The following is a 19,610-nucleotide window of genomic DNA, read 5'->3' as shown; positions in this document are numbered from 1 at the left end:
GCAATCAGTACAGGCATGCCCTAACACTACGACGGCGCCGCCGTGGCAGGCTGTGTGGTGTGACTGATCTCCAAGACGCCAGGCTTTACCTGTGTACGGACGCGCGTGAGAAGCAGGGCGACCTCGAGCAGTTCCTCGACGCAGCGCTCGGCGGTGGTGTGGACATCGTGCAGCTGCGCCAGAAGGAGATGGAGGCGGCAGACGAACTGGCCGCGCTGGAAGTCTTCGCGGACGCCTGCAAGCGGCACGGCAAGCTGCTGGCCGTCAACGACCGTGCGGACATCGCCTTCGCCGCGGGAGCCGACGTGCTGCACCTGGGCCAGCGGGACCTGCCTGTGCACGCTGCCCGGGCAGTCATCGGCCAGGAGCCGATCATCGGACGCTCAACGCACACGTTCAGCCAGGTGAACGCCGCCGTCACCGAGCAGGGCTCCGACTACTTCTGCGTCGGCCCGACCTGGGAGACCCCGACCAAGCCGGGCCGCCAGGCCGCCGGGCTGGAGCTGGTCTCGTACGCCGCCAGTCGTCCGCAGTCGAAGCCGTGGTTCGCGATCGGCGGTATCGATCTCGGCCGGCTCGATCAGGTCATCGAAGCCGGTGCCACCCGCGTGGTCGTCGTACGGGCGATCACCGAGGCGGACGACCCGGCTGCCGCGGCCGCGGAGTTCAGCCGGCGGTTGCGGGGTGCCGGGTGATCAACAACCCGAAGGCGGCCCGGATCGTCGCCGTGGTGGTGATCGCCATGCTGGTGATCACGCTCGCGGCCTCGCTGTTCGGGTGCGCCGCCGCCAAGCCGGAAGCCACCAGCAGTATTGACCCGGAGAGCGGTCTGACCGTGGTCGCGGTTGCGGACCTGCCGGCCGAGGCGCGGGACACGTTGAAGCTGATCGACACGGGTGGGCCGTTCCCGTACAGCCGGGACGGTGTGGTGTTCGGGAACTTCGAGAAGATCCTGCCGAAGCAGGACCGCGGGTACTACCACGAGTACACCGTGAAGACACCGGGGGAGAGCGATCGCGGTGCCCGGCGGATCGTGACCGGAACGGGTGGCGAGCGTTATTACACCGACGATCACTACAAGTCGTTCCGCCGGATCGCGGCGGACGGGGGGACCGACGGATGACTGACCTGCGCCCATTGCTGACCAAAGGGCTGCGACCCGGCGTCTACCGCTGGCAGTCCGACGCAGAAGCGGAGCAGGTACGGCGAGACGTCGCCGGAGCCGGCTGGGACTTCGTCCTGCTGGACACCAGCGAGATCCACGACAAGTCCGGCTTCCTGGACCTGTGTGCGACCGCCTTCGACCTGCCGCGGTGGTTCGGGCGCAACTGGGACGCACTGGCCGACTCATTGAGCGACCGCTCGACCGGCGAGCCCGAGATCGTCCTGTGGACCGGCCTCGATCACCTGCTCGAGCACGACCACGACACGGTCGATGTGGCGCTGCAGATCTTCACCGAGGACATCACGGCCTCTGGTCAGCTCCGTATCCTGATCCAGCTCGAGGACGATCAGACTCCGGACTTGCTCAGCTCACTGCCTCAGCTGTGAACCGTCCGGCGAGCTCGGACAGCTCGTCCACGAACCACAGCGACCGCCCTCGGTTGCTCTCCCGCACCCAGTCGCGCAGCGGCTTGCTGACTGCCAGCTTGTCCGAGATGTCGCCCACCACGACCAGTCCCATCCGGTAGTTCACGAACTTCTGGGTGATCGCTCCCGCGCGACCCGTCTGCAACTCGAAGAACTCGTCACCCAGCCCCTCGGCCGTCAACGCGACCCACTCGGCCTGGTGCTCGTAGTGCGCCTGCGCGATGAGCTGTACGGCGTCACCCTCGTCGCCCACCGGGCCGTCGCTCACGAACACCCGTACGCCGCCTAGCTCCTCAACCACGTCAGCACCCTCTCGGTCTGGGCCGGCAACACGTGTCCGGCGTCCGGTAACAAGACAGTCGCCTGCGGCAACCGTCGTTTCGTCTCGTGCGAATCGAGCATCCGGTCCCGCCCGCCGGCGATCACGAGCAGCTCGAGCTTCTCCAGTTGCTCGTCGGTGAAGATCGGCAACGACACCCGCCGCGGGCGGAAGTGTTCGTGCACCATCAACGCGAACTCGCCGTACTCCGTCGCGTCCCCGGGCGGCAATGGACCCGCGACCAGCCGAAGCGTCTGCAGGATTCCCCACCGCCCGAACGGGAGCAGGAAGACAGCAGGCAGGAAGATCAGCGACTTCTGCCGCCCGATCCCGCTCGGCGTCAGCAGCGCCAGCTTCCGCACCCGCCCCGGCCGCCGGATCGCATAGTCGAGCGCGAACCACCCGCCGAGCGACGAAGCCACCATCGACACGGTCCCGGCGGTGACCAGGCCGTCCAGTACGTCGTCCAGCCAGTCGGCGTGAACGTCCAGGGCCGGTCGAACCTCAGCGCTCAGTCCGGGCTCACCCAGCAGGTCTACGGCGTGGACCCGGAAGTGCTCGGACCATGCGACCACATCGCCGATCCACTCGAGCGTCGTACTGGCCGAACCGTGCAGGAGGACGAGCGGAGGCGCGTCGGCGGGCCCGCAGCTGACCACGAATGTGTCGCCCTCGCGGGTCGGCACGAGGCGCTGCTCGCTCGGCACCGGCCACGTCGCGAGCAGCTCGCGGTAGCGCTCGTGCAGGACGCGGCGGCTCGCGTCGGACCGGAAGATCATGGCCGTAAAAGTACCTCAAACGTCCCTATCTGGCTAACTATAGGGAATTCTAAGGAACCTGCCGTAGCCTAGAGACCTCACGACGACTGAAGGATGCGGATGCCTCAGGAGCTCTATTCGGTCGAGCAGGTGGCGAGCCGGCTCGGCCTGCATGTCCGGACGATCCGGAACTATGTGCGCGACGGCCGGCTGAAGGCCGTGCGGATCGGGAAGCAGTACCGGATCGCCCGCGAGGACCTCGAGGCGTTCACCGGGACCAGTGCCGCCGCGCTCGAGGTGGATGAGCAGACCCGGCACGTGGAGGCGTCGAGCATCGTCCACATCGACGCGATCGACCGGTCCGGCGCGGACCGGATCAGCACCCACGTGATGGGCTCGCTCAACCAGAGCGGCATCGGCCGGCTCCGGGTCGAAACCGTCTACGACGAGGACCGCGCCGTACTCAAAGTCATCATCCTCGGCGACCTGGCACCCACCGCCGAGCTCCTCCGCCTGATCAACCTGATGGCGACGCCTTAAAGCAGGCGAGAAGTGGCCGCTATCGCCAGGTCGGCCAGGGCTTTGCGGGCGGTGTCGTCGGCCAGGGGGGCGCGGTCGAGGGCGTCGAGGGCGTCCTCGGTTCGCTCGGTGATCAGGTCTTCGCAGGCCTGCACCGCGCGCGAGTCCTGCAGGATCTCGCGCAGCAACTGAATCTCGTCGTCGTCCAGATCCGGCCGCCCGAACAGCCGGTCGAACTCGGCCAACTGGACCTCCGACGCGTGGTCGACCGCATACGCGACCAGCACGGTCCGCTTGCCCTCACGCAGATCGTCACCCGCCGGCTTCCCGGTCAGCGCCGGATCGCCGAACACCCCGAGCAGGTCGTCGCGCAACTGGAACGCCTCACCAACGGGCAGCCCGTACGCCGACAGTGCCTCGACCAACCGTCCGTCCCCACCGGCCAGTGCCGCGCCGATGTGCAGCGGTCGCTCGACCGTGTACGTCGCCGACTTGTAGCGCAGTACCCGCAACGCCTGGTCCATGTCGGACACCCCACTGGCCTGAGCGACCAGGTCGAGGTACTGACCGGCCGTCACTTCGACCCGGACGGCGTCGAAGTACTGCGAGGCGCGGGCCAGCGCGGCCGCGTCGAAGCCGGACGTGTGGAGCATCTCGTCCGCCCAGATCAGGCACAGGTCGCCGAGCAGGATGGCCGCGCCGATGCCGAATCCGACCGGGTCGCCGCCGACCCCGGACGCCTCCGAGCGGGCCCGTTGCAAGGCCTCGAAGCGTCGATGGGCGGCCGGTGCACCCCGTCGTACGTCGGAGGAATCCATCACGTCGTCGTGCACGAGCGCGCTGACGTGCAGCATCTCCAGGCTGGCCGCAGCGGTCAGGATCGGCTGCGCAGGATCGCCGCCCGCGGCCCGGAACCCCCAGTAGCAGAAGGACGGACGCAACCGCTTGCCGCCGCTGGTCGCTTCCCGGGCGGCCTGTACCTGCTCGGTCAGCTCCGGCCCGATGGCCTCCAACCGTTCCTGTTGCACGTCGAGGAAACCGGTCAGCGCACGCTGTACTTCGGCCGGGATGTCCACATCGCCATACACGTCTCGGAGCGTAGTCGGTGGGAGCGCGACGGTGGACACCGCGGGTAACCTGTCGCCATGGCGAACGGTCTTCCCTCAACGCTTCCCGGCGGCACGCCGACGATCCGTGAGCTGCTGGCGACCGGTGACCGTTCCTTCTCGTTCGAGTTCTTCCCACCGAAGACGCCGGAGGCCGAGGAGGTGCTGTGGCGGTCGATCCGCGAGATCGAGCAGCTGCGGCCGACGTTCGTGTCGATCACGTACGGCGCCGGCGGGACGACCCGGGACGGCACGATCCGGGTCACCGAGCGGGTCGCCCAGGACACCTCGCTCACACCGCTCGGCCACCTCACCTGTGTCGCGCACTCGCGGGACGAGCTGCGGTCGGTGATCGGTGCCTACGCCGGATCCGGCGTACGGAACATGCTGGCGCTGCGCGGCGACCCGCCGGGCGGTCCGAACCAGCCGTGGGTCGCGCACCCGGAAGGCCTGAACCACGCGATCGAGCTGGTCGAGCTGATCCGGTCACTCGGTGACTTCTGCGTCGGGGTGGCGGCGTTCCCGGACAAGCATCCGGAGGCGACGTCGCTGGAGGCGGACGCGCAGGTGCTGGCCGCGAAGGCCGCGGCCGGTGCGGACTACGCGATCACCCAGATGTTCTTCGGGGCCGACGACTACTTCCGGCTGGTCGAGCGCGCGGCCGCGCTGGGCTGCGACATCCCGGTGCTGCCGGGCATCATGCCGGTGACCAACATCAAGCAGATCCAGCGGATGGCCGAGCTGACCGGGATGGCCCTGCCGACGGCCGTGACCGACCGCCTGCTTGCGGTCGAGGACGACCCGGGTGCGGTTCGCGCGGTCGGTATCGAGATCGCGACGGAGCTGTGTGAGCGGTTGCTCGCGGGCGGTGCTCCCGGCATCCACTTCATCACTCTCAACCGGTCGACGGCCACCCGTCAGGTGTTCCTCAACCTGAGGTCGTCGGTCGTATCCTGAGCTGATGGCTGACCCGTCGGATCTGCTGATAGACCGCACGCTCGTCCTGCTCCGGCACTCGAAGGCCGTGGGACACGACCTGATGCCGGACCTGGAGCGGCCGCTGGCCGACCGCGGCCAGGCCGACGCGCGCGCGGCCGGCCGCTACCTCGTTGCCCAAGGCATCGAAGCCGACCTGGTCCTGTGCTCGCCGTCGCAGCGCACCCGCGAGACCTGGCAGTACGCCGCCGAGGCCGGCGCGACCGCGGCCGACGTCTGGTATGATCGCCGCATCTACAACGCCGACAGCGACGAGCTCCTCGACGTCATCCGCGAGGCACCGACCGCCGCCCGAACGGTGGTCCTGGTCGGCCACGCCCCCGGCATACCGTGGCTGGCCGACGAGCTGGCCCTCGACGGCACCAGCCCCGAACGCGTCGAGCTGACCCAGAAGTACCCGACCTCCGGCCTGGCCGTCCTGCACCTCACCTGCCGCTGGTCCGACCTGTCCGCCGACGACGCCGACCTGGTCTCCTTCGCCGTACCTCGTGGCTAAGGCAGCCAGTTGGTGGTGCTGTTGACGGTGATGAGGCGTTGAGTTGCGCGGGTCAGGACGACGTACAGCGCTCGTACGCCGCCTAGGGTGTCGCTGACGATCCGGTCCGGCTCCACCACGACCACTGCGTCGTACTCGAGGCCCTTTGACTCCAGCGGGCTGACCGCGACCACGCGCGGGTCGCCGAGCTCGGCGAGCACCGGGTCGACGGCCGGGCGCAGCTTCGGCGGCACGATCACGCCGACCGTGCCCTCGACCAGTTGCAGCAGCTCGACCGCGGTGTCACCAGCGGCCTCGGCGACCTTGCCGGCGTCGACGATCCGGTGCTCGGGTCCTACGCCGGTACGACGTACTGCGTCTGGCAGATCCGCATCGGGCAGAGTCCGCCGGATCACCTCACCCGCGAACGCGTAGATCTCGGCCGAGTTCCGGTAGTTGGTGGAGAGCCGGAACGCGTGCCGCTGCAGGTGCGACAGCATCGAGTCCATCGCCGCACGGGCCTCGTCCGGGTCCGGCCACGAGCTCTGCGCCGGGTCGCCGACGACCGTCCAGCTCGCCTGCGGTCCACGCCGGGTCACCATCCGCCACTGCATGGGGGAGAGGTCCTGCGCCTCGTCGACCAGGACGTGCGCGTACTCCTCCGGCTCCTCGGCCTCTCTGGCGGCAGCGGCCCGGGCCCGACGCTCTGACGTGGTCAGCACCTCGTTGACGCCGTCCGACAGACCCTCCAGCCAGTCGAACTCTTCGTCCTTGGTCTCCGCGACCGGTGCGCGTCCCAGCAAGTTGCTGAGCTCGTCCAGCAGGGCTACGTCGGCAATGGTGAACTCGTCGGTGCCACGGATGGCTGCAGCGAGTGCGTCGACCTCTGCAGGGGTCAGCTCATTGCGGGACCACCGCTGCAACCGCCGTGGGTCTCCGAGCCAGCGCAGTACCGCCTCTGGCGTCAGCACTGGCCACCACTGGCTGAAGAACGTCCTGAACGCAGGTGTGTCGGTCACCTGGTCGCCGAACGCCTCCCGGTCGCCGTACACGCCGTTCCGCAGGTCATCCGGGAACCGCTGCCACAGGGCTGCCACCAGACCCTTGCGAGCCTCAGCACCGGCCCTGTTGCGTGGCGTCCGGCGCAGCGCGTTCCGCCGTACGTTGTCCAACTGGTTCGAGTCCAGCTCGATAGTGGCGCCGCCGATGAAGACACGCAGGGTCGTGGGTGCGTTGGGCACGCGGTCGCGGGCAGTGCGCGAGAGTACGCCGCGCATCCGCAGTGAGCCCTTGATAGCGGCCACATCGGCCTCGTCGACCGCAGTGGCCTTGATGCCGTCCACCAGCTCGCCGACAGCCCGCAGGGACACGGTGTTCTCGCCGAGGCTGGGCAGCACTCGCTCGATGTAGGCCATGAACGCAGCGGACGGTCCGACGACCAGTACGCCGCCACGCTCGAAGCGCCTGCGGTCGCTGTAGAGCAGGTACGCCGCACGGTGCAAAGCGACCACGGTCTTGCCGGTGCCCGGTCCACCGCCGATGACGGTGACACCACGGGCAGGGGCCCGGATCGCCTTGTCCTGCTCGGCCTGGATGGTGGCGACGATGTCGCGCATCGTGTGACCGCGTGCCCGCGACAGGGACGCCATCAGCGCGCCCTCACCCATCACCGGGAGGTCCTCGGGGGCCCGCTCCGGCGCCAGCAGGTCGTCCTCGAGCCCGACGATCCGCGGGCCCTTGTTCCGCAGCACGCGACGCCGTACGACCTTCAGGCGGTCGGTCGAGGTGGCGCGGTAGAACGGTTCGGCGGCCGGGGCGCGCCAGTCGATCACGAGCGGCTCGTACTCCGCGTCGCGGACACCGATCCGGCCGACGTACAGCTTGTCGAGGCCGGCGGCGTTGTCGGCGGCGGGCTGGTCGTCACCCTGGTCGGAGTCGAGCCGGCCGAAGACGAGACCCTCGTGCTCGGCGTCCAGCTCGGCGATCCGCCGGGCCGCCGCGAACACCAGCACGTCCCGCTCGTACAGACCGGTCTGCTCCTCCTCGCGGACCCGGCCGACGTTCTGGGCCTGTCCGCGTTGGTGCCCTTCGACCGCGATCCGGGACGCTGACCGGGCGGCCTCGGCGACCCGGTCGTACACCCGGTCGACGTGTTGCTGCTCAGCCGCCAGTTCAGCCCGCTCGACGTTCTCGTGATCGGCCGACGTGGGGGATTGATCCACCGAGGTCCTCTCTACTGCCGGGCACTTCGCCCGACATGGAACACATGAACGCTCAATCCTACGTGGGCCGGGTAGTGCAACCCCACCCGGTCTCAGGCCTTCCCGACCGCGTCCGCCACGATCGCCGCGCCCAGAGTGGTTGCCGGTACGCCGGAACCCGGGTGAGCGCCCGCACCGACGCAGTACAGCCCCTTGATCGGTGTGATGTTGGCAGCACGCCGCCGGGCCGTTCGGTAGCCCTCCCACGCCACACCGGCCCACCAGGACGGTGACGTCTGCCGCGACACCACCTTGTCCCGGATGGGCAGACCACGAGCCACCAGCAGGTCCAGTACGTCGTCCGTCGGGTAGCCGTGCACCAGCACCGACCAGGCTTGGTGCCCCGCGGGTGCCTGTCCGCCGGTTCGTACGACGACAGTCGGCGTACCGTGCAGCACAGTCTCGAACGGAAGCGTCGGCACCGGCTCCCGCAACCCGAGGTGTACGACGTACGCGGCCTGAGCCTGGTGCGTCGACTCCACCTTCTTGCGCACCTTCTTGGCCGCCGGGTCATCCACCAGCTGCCCGTAGAGCTCCCGTGGATCGATGTCGCTCACCACGATCTCCGCTGGGAGCTCGGTCCCGTCAGCCAGCCGTACGCCGGTCACACTGCCGCCAGACGTGGTGACGGCGACCACCTCGGCCCCAGTCCGTACGTCGACCTTCCGCTCACTCGCCCGTTGTGCCAGAGCATCCGCGAGTCCGCCGAAACCACCGTCGATCGTCCACCGGCCGAAGGTGCGCTCCAGATACGACCACACACCGACATAGCCGGGGGTGAGCTTCGCTTCGGATCCACCTTGGGCTGCGTAGAGCCGCAGTACCGCACGAGCCCTTTCGTCATCGAGCTGGCGTTGTGCGATCCGCTCCAGCGACTGCCACGGCTTGAGTGCTCGGACTGCGCTCAGTGGCAGCTTGTCCTTGAGTGGTGGCTCCAGCGACGTCTTGCGCAGTACCTGCCACGTCTCGCCGTACCCGTCGACCAGTGCGGTCCATTGCTGGGCCACCTTGTCCCCGGCCAGGTCTGACCACGCTTGCAGTTGCTCACCGCGGTCGGCGATCGGCAGGTCGAGTACGGAGCCGTCAGCGAACATGTGGCGCCGCGGCTCGGTCACTGGCTCCAGTTGGATCAGGCTCTCGATCGGGCGACCACTCTTGCGGAACAAGTCGCGCAGTGCGGCCGGTAGCGTCGTACTGGCTGCTCCCGCGTCCCAACTGAATCCATCTGCCTCGAGTCGGCCCAGCACACCGCCGAGGCGCCTGTCCCGCTCGCAGATGGTGACCTGGTGGCCGAGCTTGGCCAGCCGGACTGCACTGGCGAGACCGGCGAGCCCGGCCCCGACGACGATTACACGCGCCATCAGATCGCACTGCTCCCAGTCGCCGGGTCGCCGCGTTTCTCCCTCCAGGCCTTGAACCTGACGTAACCGCGCTTGATGAAGCGGAAGGCGACGTACACGCCGATCAGGCCGAGCAGCAGCAGGACCGCGGCGATGATGAGCGCGATCTCAGGATGGAACGCGGCCAGCGACATCACACTCACCACGGCGATGTCCTCACCGGACGACGCGGCGATGTTGGTGACCGGCTCGGGGGAGGTGTTGATCGCGAGCCGCAGACTCGACTTCACCGCGTGCGAGAGCAGCGCGACCAGTCCGCCGGCAGTGGCGATCGCGGCCTGCTCGAGCGTGCTCGCCTCACCGGACAGCAGGACGGCGACGATCGCACCGACGGTCGGCCGGATCACGGTGGAGATCGCGTCCCAGGCCGAGTCGATGTACGGGATCTTGTCGGCGACGAACTCGAAGGCGAACAGCACCCCGGCCGCGATCAGGACGCCGTTGCCGGTCAGGGCCGTCGGTACGTCGTCGGCCCCGGCGAACCGGCCGAGCAGACCGAGAATCAGCACGCAGGCGTAGGCGTTGATGCCACTCGCCCAGCCCGACGTGAACGCCAACGGCAGCGCTTCCATTCGTCCTACTCCGTAACCCTCAGTTGCCACCGCGTTGTCAATATTGAACCCTTAGCGACGAGTTTTGGTTAACCGTTGACTTCCGGGTCGCCTCGACTCACAGTGATCAGGCTGCCAGTCTGTGTGACCGGCACCTCCCGCCGTCGCTTCAGGAGAACAACATGCGTCGTCGTCCGAAGATTCTCGCCGCATTCGCCGCGGTAGCGCTGGCCATCACCGTAACCGGCGTGTCGTCGTCCGGCGGTCCACCTGCGGCTGCGTCGACCCCAGGACCGTCGGCCACGGCCGCTTCCGCGTTCAGTGCGGCGGCCGCGAAGTACGGCGTACCGGAGTCCGTGCTGCTGGCCGTGTCGTACGCCGAGACCCGCTGGGACGACCACCAGGGTGCGTCCAGCACCGACGGCGGCTACGGCCCGATGCACCTCACTGCTGTCGACCCCGCCGCGGTCGTCGACCTCTCCGGCAAGCGCAAGGTCGCCAAGGCCACCTCACTGCGGACTCTCTACAAGGCCTCCGAGCTGACGGGCCTGGACCCGGTTGCCCTGCGCAATGAGACCGCAGCGAACATCGAAGGTGGTGCTGCGCTGCTGGCGTCGTACCAGCGTGCTCTCGGGCTCCCGGTGGGTGCAGACACCTCGGCGGCCCAGTGGTACGGCGCAGTGGCGTCGTACGCGGAGGCCTCGGACCGTGCGGCCGCGGCTGTGTTTGCTGACGACGTCTACTCGATCATGGCGCGGGGTGCGGCCCGTACGACGAACACCGGGCAGCAGGTCGTGATGCCGGCCGTTGCTGTCGCACCGGACAAGTCTCAGGTGAGCAAGCTGTCGCTGCCGGCCGGTACTACGGCTGACAATTCCGGTGTGGAGTGCCCGCCGTCGCTGGGATGTGAGTGGCTGCCGGCGCCGTACGAAGAGTTCGGTGACGGCGACTACGGCAACCATGACCTGGCGAACCGGCCGAAGACCGGCAAGATCGACTACATCATCATTCACGACACCGAGGGCGGCTGGCAGGGCACGCTGAACCTGGTGCAGGACCCGACGTACGTGAGCTGGCAGTACACGATGCGCTCGTCCGACGGCCACACCTGGCAGCACGTCAAGGCCAACGACGTCGCCTGGCACGCCGGCAACTGGTACGTGAACATGCACAGCATCGGCATCGAGCACGAGGGCTTCGCGGCCCAGGGCGCGACCTGGTACACCGAGTCGCTCTACCGCAACTCGGCCAAGCTGGTCCGCTACCTGGCGGCCAAGAACGACATCCCGCTCGACCGGGCGCACATCATCGGCCACGACCAGATCCCGGGCACGATCCCGGGCACGGTCCGCGGCATGCACTGGGACCCGGGACCGTACTGGGACTGGGAGCACTACTTCGACCTGCTCGACGCGCCGATCTGGGACAAGTCCGTGTTCCCGGTGAAGGCCGGGTCGATCGTCACCATCAAGCCCGGCTTCGACGACAACGTGCAGGTGCTGACCAACTGCACCGGTGCGGGCACCACCTGCACCCCGCAGGGCACCAACTTCGTCTACCTGCGTCAGGCCCCGGACGACGCGGCTCCACTGGTCAAGGACATCGGACTGCGCCCTGACGGTTCGCCGAGCACGACTGTGGTGTCGGACATCGGTGCACGCGCTGCCGCTGGTTCGCAGTACGTGGTGGCGCAGCGGCAGGGTGACTGGGTGGCTGTCTGGTACCTGGGTGCGCTGGCCTGGTTCAAGAGCCCGGCGTCGGCTCCGGACGCGTTCGCCAAGCCGGGGCTCGTGGTGAAGCCGAAGGCGGGCAAGACGTCGGTGCCGGTGTACGGACGGGCTTACCCGGAGCAGTCGGCGTACCCGGCGGGTATCCCGTACCAGGTCGTCACACCGCTGCAGTACTCGATCCTCGAGGGCCAGGCCTACCCAGTGGGCGACCCGTCGATCGAGACCGACTACTACCGCGCGGTGACGTTCGCCGGCCAGCCCCCGACCGACAAGGTCCAGGTCCTCGGCACCGACCGCTACTACCAGATCTGGTTCGGCCACCGCATGGCCTACGTCCGCGCCGCCGACGTAGACCTGAGGCCCGCGATCTAGGTCTTGTTGGTTAGTTGACGAAGCCGTCCAGCCTTGGTGCTGGACGGCTTCGTCGTACTAGTTGACTGTGATCGGGGTGCCGTTGGTGAGGGCGAGTAGCTCGGGGTAGGTGGTGGGGAAGACCGAGTGGGGGATGCCGGCGGCCGCCCAGATGACGTCGTATTGCTCGAGGGCGGTGTCGACGTAGGTGGCCACCTGGTGGGGGTGACCGACCGGGGCGACGCCGCCGATCGACTGGCTGGTGTGCTCCTTGACGAAGTCCGGGGTGGCGCGGCGCAGCTTGGTGATGCCGAGCTCGGCGGCGACCTTGGCGGTGTCGACGCGGTGGGCGCCGGACGTCAGGATCAGGACCGGTACGCCGTCGCCGTCGAAGATCAGGCTGTTCGCGATCGCGCCGACCTCACAGCCGAGTTCCGCCGCCGCGGCCGCCGCGGTCGGGACCGCCTCGTCCAGGATCACGATCTCACCGGTGGCCCCGGCCGCCTGGAGCGCGTCGGCCACCCGTTGCACGTTGGGATGATTGCTCACCCTCGGCAGCTTAGGCGGCCTGTCACGCGGATTCTCAGGGCGGCTGATTCGCGGGCGGCCGATTCTCAGGCGGCCTTGAGCTCGGCCGCGCCGAAGGACACGTTGAAGCGGTCGCACCAGATCGCGACGCTGCGGAAGTCGTCGAGCTTCACGGTGCCCGGGATGGCGTAGTTCTGGTTGCCGTGGTTGCCCTTCAGGTTGCCCAGGTTGTGGTACTTCCCGTCGTCGAACACATGCCAGCCCTTGCGGCCGGGGACCACTGCGGCGTCGCTGAGCCAGACCTTGAGGTCGGGGCCGTCGGAGGTGCCCAGGTTCTCCAGGCGCAGCACGCGGGAACCGTCAGGGAGTCTGAGTACGGCGACGGTGCCCTGGGTCTCGTGTTCGTGCGTGATCAGCTTCCCGGTCAGCAGTACCTCGGGGCCGGTCGACGGCTTTCCGGAAACTGTCGGTGGCGTCGTCGACGATGAAGGTGTGGAGATCGGAACAGCGCCGGGCAGCGCCTCGTCGACGACCTTGTCGGTGAAGAGCCGCCACGGCTGGAAGAGCGGCAATGCGACCGCGGTGACCACGACGGCCACCGCCGCCGCGGCGATGAATGCTGCCCGCCACCGCCTGGTGATCCTCGGCATCGTCGGTCCTTCCGTTCTCCTGCGTCGTACGGCGCTTGCCTCTTTCTCAGTCTGGACGGCGGATCGGGCGCGTGGGGGCGCGCCGGCCTTACGGCCCGTTGACGTTTGTCGGCGGGCGACGATACGCTGTTCGTGTTCGAACAGATGTTCGATTACCTCAGGGCCGGTTTCGTCGGGAGACCGGTCACGAGTGATCCGGACAGCTGGACGGCTCCGGTGCGGAGTTGCGGCCGCATCGGAAACCGGTGGTCCCGGCGGGCCGGGCACCGAGGTGGACCTCGACCCCCACCTCGGGCCCGCCCGCCGGGCCCCGGAACCAGCCGTCAGTCAGGGGAAGCGGTTCGTACACAGGAGGCGATGGAGCATGTGGGAGTTCGACGAAGCCGTCGAGGTGCGTTCGGATGTCGTGGACGGCGTCGAGACCCCAGCGCAGTTCCTCTGGCGCGGCCGGCTCTGGCGCGTCTGCTCCGTCCAGGCCCACTGGACCGAAACCGCCGCCTGGTGGGAACGCGGCATCATCGGCGCCGGCCTCGGTGCCTCGTACGACGCGCGCCACAGCTCGACCCGCGCCCACGTGAACGGCGTGGCAGCGCCGGCGAGCCCCCGATCTCGCACCGAGTGCGTTGCCGCGCACGCTCCCGACGACGTCGCAGGGATCGCCGGGAGTCCGGCGGCCGTCGGCGTACTGGATGCGGACTGGGGCCCGCGGCGTGCGGTCTACCGCGTGGAGGCGGGGTGCGGCCGGCACGGCCGGCGTGAGCTGTTCGATCTCGCCCACGACCCGGACTCCGGTCGTTGGCAACTGGAAAGGGTGACGGACCGATGACTGTTTCACCGGTATCCCCGGCAGCCGCCGGCGCGGCCAGCCGCGAACTGTCCCGCGCACGAGCCGCACTGGCCGAGGCAGTGGAGACGAGCGACCACCTGATCCGCTACTCGAGCGCCCACGTCGCGGCCCTCCGAGTCGCGGCCGCGGTCCTCGCCGTCCGCGCCCGCCCGGTCCGCTCCGGCGCCCGCCGCCGGGTCCAGCGCAACGCCTGGGTCCTGCTGGCCGAGGTGGCGCCCGAGTTCGGCGAATGGGCCACCTTCTTCGCAGCCGGCGCCACCCAACGCGCCGCCGCCGAAGCCGGCCTGGAGCGAGCCGTCACCACCCGCGAGGCCGATGACCTCGTCCGCGCCGTGGAAACCTTCTACGACCTGGTCGAAACCAGCCTCCGCCTCTCCAACACCCCAGCCCTCACCGCCACCACCGACCCCCAATCCGTCCTAACCCAACCCTGGATGCAAGCCAGCTAACCCCAGTCCTCACCCAGAGCCCCGCGCGGAAAGCTCGTGAGAGCCGGCCGTCGCGTCAACGCCTGGTGAGTGGCTGATGGTTGGGGGCCCAAGGCAACTGCGCCGTCGCCCGGTCGGTCGCATGGGTTGGTGGAGGTGCTGGTCGTGGGTGGAGCTTCAGCAACTGTGGGGAGCGAGTGTTCGGCGGATGCCTCGCGGGAGTGCGGGTTGTGGGTGGCCGAACCCGGGTCACCGTCAGCCGGTACGTCGTACCCGTTAGCTTTCGGGGGTGTGGCGCGGCAGTTGGGCAGCTGGGTGTGGTGGGGTGCTGGTAGTGGGGGAGTGGGCAGGTTTCGGATGACGGATGACTCGGAGATAGGGCGCGTGGGTCAGCTACGCAGAGGTGTTGGGAAAGATCTGTGCGGTCGCGTGCATGGCGTGACCGGTGTCGAATGCATCCTGGCGGACACGCATTTCCCCCGACCGCATCAATCACTGGATGGCGAGTCCTGGGACGACGGTCTGTGCAGCAAGTGCGCCGGCGGCGGCACCTGGCACGACTACATCTGCGACAGATGCAACGGCGCCGGCTTCGAACCCATCGAACTCATAGACCCCGACACCTACCAACCCGGCTGAGCGCCCATTGGCCCCGCGGCAAGCAAGATCCGCGGTGGGTTCCCGAGGCGCCGCACGCTGAAGCCACCCTGCCTGGTGTTGACCCGCCGTACCACGCAATGAGGTGCCGAGCGCTCATCGACTGTGGGGACCGTGTTGGCGGCAATCGCTTGCTGGCAGCAATCTCCCCACAGTCGACGAGACGAAAGCGATCCACCGCGCAGCCTCGGTCGCTCGGGCTGTTGCGCGTCGTTTGGCGGGCGGTGGGGGTGGTGGGGCTTTAAGGTCGGGGGTGTGAGTGAACTTCCTGTGCTTGGGGTCGAGGAGCAGCGGGTCCTTGGGAGTTTGTTGGAGAAGCAGAGGACGGTGCCGGCGTCGTACCCGCTGACCGCCAATGCGTTGCGGACCGCGTGCAATCAGACGAGCAACCGGGAGCCTGTCGTCGAGTACGACCAGGGGACGGTGGAGCGGGTTGCGCGGTCGCTCAAGGAGCGGGAGCTGGTGCGGACCGTCTGGGCCGGCGCGGGCCAGCGGACGCTGAAGTATCACCAGACCCTCGACGAGCGGCTCGGGCTCGAAGACGACGAGCGGGCGCTGCTGACGGTGTTGCTTCTTCGGGGTCCACAGGCGCCCGGTGAGCTGCGGACCCGGACCGAGCGGCTGCATCCGTTCGGTGATCGGGCCGAGGTCGAGGAATGCCTGCGCCGGATGGCGGGGCGGCCCGAGCCGTTGGTTCGCGAGCTCGAACGGCGTCCCGGTCAGCAGGACCACCGCTGGATCCATCTCCTCGGGCCGCTGCCGGAGCAGGCCGCGCCGGTCGCCGTCGAGAAGGTCGATCGGGACGCGGTGATCGCCGCCGGGGCGGATGCACGTGACGCGAAGGTGCGGTCGTCGTACGACGCTGTCGCCTCGGCGTACGCCGACCAGCTGATCGACGAGCTGCACATGCTGCCGTTCGAGACCTGGCTATTGGACCGGGTGCTCGCCCACGCCGCCGGGCGACCGGTCGTGGAGGTCGGCTCGGGTCCGGGGCACGTCACCGCATACCTGGCCGAGCAGGGCGCCGACGCCACCGGGATCGATCTCTCGCCCGAGATGGTGGCCGAGGCTCGCCGGCGTTTCCCTGACGGGAACTTCGAGGTCGGGGACCTGCGGCGGCTGGGCCGTCCGCCGACGAGTTCCGGGTGGGTCGCCGTACTGGCGTGGTACTCGCTCATCCATCTGGCGGCCTCCGAGCTTCCCGAGGCGGTCGCGGCCATGGTGCGCCCGCTCGATCCCGGCGGCTGGCTGGTCCTCGGTCTGCATGCCGGGGCCGAGGTCCGTCACGTCGACGAGCTCTTCGGTCACGAGGTCGACCTCGACTTCGTGCTGCACGACCCCACGTTCGTGGTCGGGGTCGTCGAGGCTGCGGGTCTCGTCGACGTCGAGTGGTACCTCCGCGGCCCGCTCACCGCCCGGCAGGAGACAACCCAGCGCCTGTACGTCGTCGGCCGCAGGACCTCCTGACCGCGATCGAAAACCAGGTGGACATCGCTTTCCGGCCTGGCATAGCGTCGTACCCGGCAGCCGTATGTCGGAAGGACCAGAGCAGAGATGCCTGTACGTCGTCGAGATAGCGGTCACGGTTGATTTAGCGTCAGCCGACGCGATCGAGGGTCGAGATCGCGCAGCCGGGACGGTCCGTGGGACCGCCCGGCCGATCCACCTTGACGGTGCCGGGAAGCTCCTGCGCTCTGCGCTGACGTTGCCCGGTCCGATCGAACAACCGACTCTCGAAAGCGGTGCCCAGCCGTGACGCACGCATCCCTTCATGCTCAGCCGCCGGTGATCGCGGCGACCGACCTCACCAAGACCTACACCTTCCACAAGCAGCAGCCCGGCCTGGGCGGCGCGATCAAAAGCCTGATACGGCGTACCTACGAGACCAGGCTCGCCGTCGACGAGATCACGTTCAGCATCAACAGTGGTGAGGTCGTCGGGCTGCTCGGCCCGAACGGCGCCGGCAAGACGACCACCTTGAAGATGCTCTCCGGCCTCCTGTACGTCACGTCCGGCGAGCTGGAGGTCCTCGGCTTCACCCCGTCGGACCGCAAGCACGACTACCTGCGGCGGATCGCGCTCGTGATGGGGCAGAAGACCATGCTCTGGTGGGACGTCCCCGCGATGGAGAGTCTCCTGCTGCACAAGGACATGTACGGTCTGTCCACCAAGGAGTTCGACCGCAACGTCGCCGAGCTGGCCGAGCTGCTCGAGGTCCAGGACCTGCTGAACGTCCAGGTGCGCAAGGTCTCCCTGGGCGAGCGGATGAAGCTCGAGCTGATGGCGGCCCTCGTGCACGGGCCGGAGATCCTGTTCCTGGACGAGCCGACGATCGGCCTCGACGTGGTCGCGAAGGCGCGGGTGCGGACGTTCCTTGCCGAGGTCAACAAGCTCCGCGGTACGACGATCCTGGTGACCAGCCACGACATGGACGACATCGAGGCGCTCTGCTCGCGCGTCATGATCATCGACGACGGGAGTCTGCGGTACGACGGGGGCCTCGACGAACTCGTGCGCGCGGCCCGGCCACGCAAACTCGTCCAGGCGACGTACGCGACGAACGTCGACGGCAGCCGGATCGCCGCCGTCGAGGGCGTGACCGCGGTGGAAAGCTCCGACCTGACGATCAAGCTCGAGGTGGATCGCGAGCGCACCGGTGACGTACTCGAGCAGCTGACGCGGATCGGGCCGCTGGTCGACCTCGACGTCGCGGACGCCGACATCGAGGAGATCATGCGCGACCTGTTCCTGCGCCGCGGCACGTTGGGGGACGCGTGAACACCCTCGTACGCAACCTCCGGGTGCTGCGCCGGATGACGGCGGCGCAGATCGTTCAGCAGTCCGTCTACCGCGGCGCGTGGATCATCTTCATGGCGGCCAACGTCTGTGTGCCGATCATCTCGCTGCTGATCTGGCGTACGGCGATCGCGAACGGGGCTCAGCTCCCGATCGACGAGCGGTACGTGACGACGTACTTCGTGCTGCTCAGCTTCGTCACGATGGCCACCTCGTCGTGGCTGACCGGCTTCCTGGCGAACGACATCAGGCTCGGCAAACTCTCCAGCTGGATGGTACGGCCGGCGTCGTTGCTGCTGGGTTTCGTGGCCAACAACCTGTCGGAGAAGTTTCTGAAGCTGTTCGCGCTGGTGCCGATGATCGGCCTGCTGTGGTGGATCTTCCGCGATTCGACGAACATCCCGGCCGGCCCGGGGCGCTGGGCGGTGTTCGCGGTCAGCATCGTGCTCGGGGCGATCCTGGTGTTCACGATCGACATCCTGATCGCGTCGCTGGCGTTCTGGATGGACGACGTGACCGCACTGGCGCAGGCGCGGGTGATCATCGCGAGCGTTCTGTCCGGTGCCGTCGTACCGCTCGCGCTGATGCCGGACTGGTCGCGTGGGTTCATCGACAACCAGCCGTTCCGGTTCACGGTGTCGTTCCCGGTCGAGATCGTCGCCGGCAACCTGTCCGGCCACGATCTCCTGGTGGGATTGGGTGTTCAGGCGGCGTACGTGCTTCTGTTCGGCGTGCTCGCGCGGCTTGTCTGGGCGGCCGGGATCCGCGCGTACTCGGCGGTGGGCGCATGACGAAGACGTACGCCGACGACCGGCAGCCGCTGGACCGCAACTGGCTGCACAAGCAGGTGCGCCATCTCCGGCTGTGGCGGCGGTTCCTCACCCAGGCGATGGTCCGCGAGACCCACTACCGCGCGCACTTCATCACCACGTTGCTCGTCGGTCTGGTCCAGCTCGGGCTCGGCATCGTGCCGATCCTCCTGCTGTTCGGCTTCACCAAGGAGGTGCATGGCTGGTCGCGGGCCGAGGTGATCACGCTCGCCGGGGCGTACCAGATCATCACCGGCCTGATGGCGGCGTTCGTCGCGCCGAACCTGCAGCGGATGACCGCCTACATCACCGAGGGCGAGCTCGACGGCGTGCTACTTCGGCCGGTGTCGAGCCAGTTCTACCTGACGCTGCGGTGGATCAACGTCGCGGAGCTCAGCAATGTCGCGAGCGGCATCGTCGTACTGGTGATCGGACTCGTGCAGTCTGGTGCCAGCCCTGACGTGTCACAGATCCTGCAGGCGCTCGTGCTCGCGGCCTGCGGGCTGGTGTTGCTCGCGTCCGTGTGGAGTGCGATGTCCTTCCTCGCGTTCTGGCTGCAGTCGGTGAACCCGATCGGGTTCATCTACCTCAACCTGATGGAAGCGGGCCGGTATCCGCTGGTGTTCTTCCCGGTGGCGGTGCGGGCGTTCCTGACGTTCGCGTTCCCGGTGGCGTTCGCGACGACGTACCCGGTGCAGGCGCTGGCGGGCGACGTCGGCTGGACGCCGGTCGCCGGCGCGATCGCGCTTTCGGTGGTCGCGGTCTCGCTCGTCCGGATGCTGTGGCGCCGCGGCGTGCGTTCGTACGCCAGCGCGAGCTCCTAGCGCTGGGAGCCGGGG

Annotated in this window: 22 protein-coding genes; 14 read left to right on the top strand and 8 right to left on the bottom strand. The window is 68.4% G+C overall.

All coding sequences use genetic code 11. The features are described 5' to 3' along the window. Positions 1–59: 59 nt before the first annotated feature. The 3 genes from thiE to V9K99_RS31890 are packed head-to-tail and all read left to right on the top strand — an operon-like array spanning position 60 to position 1,551. On the top strand, positions 60–695 hold the full coding sequence (thiE, locus tag V9K99_RS31900) for a thiamine phosphate synthase (protein WP_337005883.1): 636 nt from the start codon (positions 60–62) through the stop codon (positions 693–695). Beyond that, positions 692–1,123 (top strand): ribonuclease, encoded by a 432-nt coding sequence (locus V9K99_RS31895; protein WP_337005885.1) that lies wholly within the window; start codon positions 692–694, stop codon positions 1,121–1,123. Before thiE ends, V9K99_RS31895 begins: the two co-directional genes overlap by 4 nt. After that, positions 1,120–1,551, top strand: coding sequence for a barstar family protein (locus V9K99_RS31890; RefSeq protein WP_337005886.1), 432 nt, complete (start codon positions 1,120–1,122; stop codon positions 1,549–1,551). Before V9K99_RS31895 ends, V9K99_RS31890 begins: the two co-directional genes overlap by 4 nt. On the opposite strand, the gene V9K99_RS31885 is transcribed toward V9K99_RS31890, so the two are convergent. Together V9K99_RS31885 and V9K99_RS31880 are read right to left on the bottom strand one after the other, a co-directional pair. After that, a complete protein-coding gene (locus V9K99_RS31885) occupies positions 1,529–1,891 on the bottom strand; it encodes a DUF4180 domain-containing protein (protein WP_337005888.1) in 363 nt (120 codons plus the stop codon). The two genes, V9K99_RS31890 and V9K99_RS31885, sit on opposite strands and share 23 nt — an antisense overlap. Then, positions 1,876–2,688, bottom strand: a complete 813-nt coding sequence (locus tag V9K99_RS31880) for an alpha/beta fold hydrolase (RefSeq protein WP_337005890.1) — start codon at positions 2,686–2,688, stop codon at positions 1,876–1,878. Before V9K99_RS31880 ends, V9K99_RS31885 begins: the two co-directional genes overlap by 16 nt. A 99-nt stretch (positions 2,689–2,787) precedes the next feature. On the opposite strand from V9K99_RS31880, the gene V9K99_RS31875 reads away from it, so the two are divergent. Continuing rightward, on the top strand, positions 2,788–3,207 hold the full coding sequence (locus V9K99_RS31875; RefSeq protein ID WP_337005892.1) for a helix-turn-helix domain-containing protein: 420 nt from the start codon (positions 2,788–2,790) through the stop codon (positions 3,205–3,207). Here V9K99_RS31875 and V9K99_RS31870 read toward each other — a convergent pair. Next, positions 3,204–4,274: a polyprenyl synthetase family protein gene (locus V9K99_RS31870; RefSeq protein ID WP_337005894.1), complete on the bottom strand. Its 1,071-nt coding sequence runs from the start codon at positions 4,272–4,274 to the stop codon at positions 3,204–3,206. The genes V9K99_RS31875 and V9K99_RS31870 overlap by 4 nt on opposite strands. A gap of 57 nt (positions 4,275–4,331) precedes the next feature. Here V9K99_RS31870 and metF point away from each other — a divergent pair, with 57 nt between their 5' ends. After that, a complete protein-coding gene (metF, locus tag V9K99_RS31865) occupies positions 4,332–5,249 on the top strand; it encodes a methylenetetrahydrofolate reductase [NAD(P)H] (RefSeq protein WP_337005896.1) in 918 nt (305 codons plus the stop codon). 4 nt (positions 5,250–5,253) lie between these two features. After that, positions 5,254–5,784: a SixA phosphatase family protein gene (locus V9K99_RS31860; RefSeq protein ID WP_337005898.1), complete on the top strand. Its 531-nt coding sequence runs from the start codon at positions 5,254–5,256 to the stop codon at positions 5,782–5,784. Here the strand turns inward: V9K99_RS31860 and V9K99_RS31855 are convergent. From V9K99_RS31855 to V9K99_RS31845, 3 genes are all read right to left on the bottom strand, one after another. Continuing rightward, a complete protein-coding gene (locus tag V9K99_RS31855) occupies positions 5,781–7,985 on the bottom strand; it encodes a HelD family protein (protein ID WP_337005900.1) in 2,205 nt (734 codons plus the stop codon). The two genes, V9K99_RS31860 and V9K99_RS31855, sit on opposite strands and share 4 nt — an antisense overlap. Positions 7,986–8,077: 92 nt before the next feature. Beyond that, positions 8,078–9,385: a phytoene desaturase family protein gene (locus tag V9K99_RS31850; protein WP_337005902.1), complete on the bottom strand. Its 1,308-nt coding sequence runs from the start codon at positions 9,383–9,385 to the stop codon at positions 8,078–8,080. After that, positions 9,385–9,996 (bottom strand): DUF4126 domain-containing protein, encoded by a 612-nt coding sequence (locus V9K99_RS31845; RefSeq protein WP_337005904.1) that lies wholly within the window; start codon positions 9,994–9,996, stop codon positions 9,385–9,387. Before V9K99_RS31845 ends, V9K99_RS31850 begins: the two co-directional genes overlap by 1 nt. A gap of 161 nt (positions 9,997–10,157) precedes the next feature. Between V9K99_RS31845 and V9K99_RS31840 the strand changes: the two genes are divergently transcribed. Then, a complete protein-coding gene (locus tag V9K99_RS31840) occupies positions 10,158–12,077 on the top strand; it encodes an N-acetylmuramoyl-L-alanine amidase (protein ID WP_337005906.1) in 1,920 nt (639 codons plus the stop codon). A 57-nt stretch (positions 12,078–12,134) separates the two neighbouring features. Here the strand turns inward: V9K99_RS31840 and V9K99_RS31835 are convergent, their stop codons facing one another. Beyond that, positions 12,135–12,605: a YbaK/EbsC family protein gene (locus tag V9K99_RS31835; protein ID WP_337005908.1), complete on the bottom strand. Its 471-nt coding sequence runs from the start codon at positions 12,603–12,605 to the stop codon at positions 12,135–12,137. A gap of 65 nt (positions 12,606–12,670) precedes the next feature. Then, positions 12,671–13,234, bottom strand: a complete 564-nt coding sequence (locus V9K99_RS31830) for a DM13 domain-containing protein (RefSeq protein ID WP_337005910.1) — start codon at positions 13,232–13,234, stop codon at positions 12,671–12,673. A 364-nt stretch (positions 13,235–13,598) separates the two neighbouring features. On the opposite strand from V9K99_RS31830, the gene V9K99_RS31825 reads away from it, so the two are divergent. The 7 genes from V9K99_RS31825 to V9K99_RS31795 all read left to right on the top strand — a co-directional run bounded on the left by V9K99_RS31825 (position 13,599) and on the right by V9K99_RS31795 (position 19,595). After that, on the top strand, positions 13,599–14,060 hold the full coding sequence (locus V9K99_RS31825) for a DUF6504 family protein (protein ID WP_337005912.1): 462 nt from the start codon (positions 13,599–13,601) through the stop codon (positions 14,058–14,060). After that, the gene (locus V9K99_RS31820; protein WP_337005914.1) at positions 14,057–14,530 is read left to right on the top strand and encodes an SAV_6107 family HEPN domain-containing protein; all 474 of its coding nucleotides are present in this window, start codon (positions 14,057–14,059) and stop codon (positions 14,528–14,530) included. Before V9K99_RS31825 ends, V9K99_RS31820 begins: the two co-directional genes overlap by 4 nt. 417 nt (positions 14,531–14,947) lie before the next feature. Then, positions 14,948–15,148 carry a hypothetical protein gene (locus V9K99_RS31815; RefSeq protein ID WP_337005916.1) on the top strand — a complete coding sequence of 67 codons (201 nt, stop codon included), beginning with the start codon at positions 14,948–14,950 and terminating at the stop codon, positions 15,146–15,148. Between the two features lie 273 nt (positions 15,149–15,421). After that, complete coding sequence (locus V9K99_RS31810; protein ID WP_337005918.1) at positions 15,422–16,633, top strand: DUF480 domain-containing protein; 1,212 nt, start codon at positions 15,422–15,424, stop codon at positions 16,631–16,633. Between the two features lie 285 nt (positions 16,634–16,918). Continuing rightward, a complete protein-coding gene (locus V9K99_RS31805) occupies positions 16,919–17,944 on the top strand; it encodes an ABC transporter ATP-binding protein (protein ID WP_337005920.1) in 1,026 nt (341 codons plus the stop codon). Continuing rightward, entirely contained in the window at positions 17,941–18,753 is an 813-nt protein-coding gene (locus V9K99_RS31800; protein WP_337005922.1) for an ABC transporter permease, read from the top strand. The genes V9K99_RS31805 and V9K99_RS31800 overlap by 4 nt, the downstream gene beginning before the upstream one ends. Next, positions 18,750–19,595, top strand: a complete 846-nt coding sequence (locus tag V9K99_RS31795) for an ABC transporter permease (RefSeq protein ID WP_337005924.1) — start codon at positions 18,750–18,752, stop codon at positions 19,593–19,595. Before V9K99_RS31800 ends, V9K99_RS31795 begins: the two co-directional genes overlap by 4 nt. Positions 19,596–19,610: the final 15 nt, after the last annotated feature.

The sequence above is a fragment of the Kribbella sp. CCNWLW201 genome (assembly GCF_037203805.1).
Classification (GTDB): Bacteria; Actinomycetota; Actinomycetes; order Propionibacteriales; family Kribbellaceae; genus Kribbella.
The sequence above is the reverse complement of the archived record's forward strand: the minus strand, read 5'-3'. Positions and strand labels throughout refer to the sequence as shown.

What these genes read in the sequence shown, in the direction of transcription:
- V9K99_RS31890 (WP_337005886.1), top strand. Translation starts at nt 1,120, where the DNA reads ATGACTGACCTGCGCCCATTGCTGACCAAAGGGCTGCGACCCGGCGTC.
- V9K99_RS31880 (WP_337005890.1), bottom strand. Translation starts at nt 2,688, where the DNA reads ATGATCTTCCGGTCCGACGCGAGCCGCCGCGTCCTGCACGAGCGCTAC.
- V9K99_RS31875 (WP_337005892.1), top strand. Translation starts at nt 2,788, where the DNA reads ATGCCTCAGGAGCTCTATTCGGTCGAGCAGGTGGCGAGCCGGCTCGGC.
- metF (WP_337005896.1), top strand. Translation starts at nt 4,332, where the DNA reads ATGGCGAACGGTCTTCCCTCAACGCTTCCCGGCGGCACGCCGACGATC.
- V9K99_RS31860 (WP_337005898.1), top strand. Translation starts at nt 5,254, where the DNA reads ATGGCTGACCCGTCGGATCTGCTGATAGACCGCACGCTCGTCCTGCTC.
- V9K99_RS31850 (WP_337005902.1), bottom strand. Translation starts at nt 9,385, where the DNA reads ATGGCGCGTGTAATCGTCGTCGGGGCCGGGCTCGCCGGTCTCGCCAGT.
- V9K99_RS31845 (WP_337005904.1), bottom strand. Translation starts at nt 9,996, where the DNA reads ATGGAAGCGCTGCCGTTGGCGTTCACGTCGGGCTGGGCGAGTGGCATC.
- V9K99_RS31840 (WP_337005906.1), top strand. Translation starts at nt 10,158, where the DNA reads ATGCGTCGTCGTCCGAAGATTCTCGCCGCATTCGCCGCGGTAGCGCTG.
- V9K99_RS31830 (WP_337005910.1), bottom strand. Translation starts at nt 13,234, where the DNA reads ATGCCGAGGATCACCAGGCGGTGGCGGGCAGCATTCATCGCCGCGGCG.
- V9K99_RS31825 (WP_337005912.1), top strand. Translation starts at nt 13,599, where the DNA reads ATGTGGGAGTTCGACGAAGCCGTCGAGGTGCGTTCGGATGTCGTGGAC.
- V9K99_RS31820 (WP_337005914.1), top strand. Translation starts at nt 14,057, where the DNA reads ATGACTGTTTCACCGGTATCCCCGGCAGCCGCCGGCGCGGCCAGCCGC.
- V9K99_RS31795 (WP_337005924.1), top strand. Translation starts at nt 18,750, where the DNA reads ATGACGAAGACGTACGCCGACGACCGGCAGCCGCTGGACCGCAACTGG.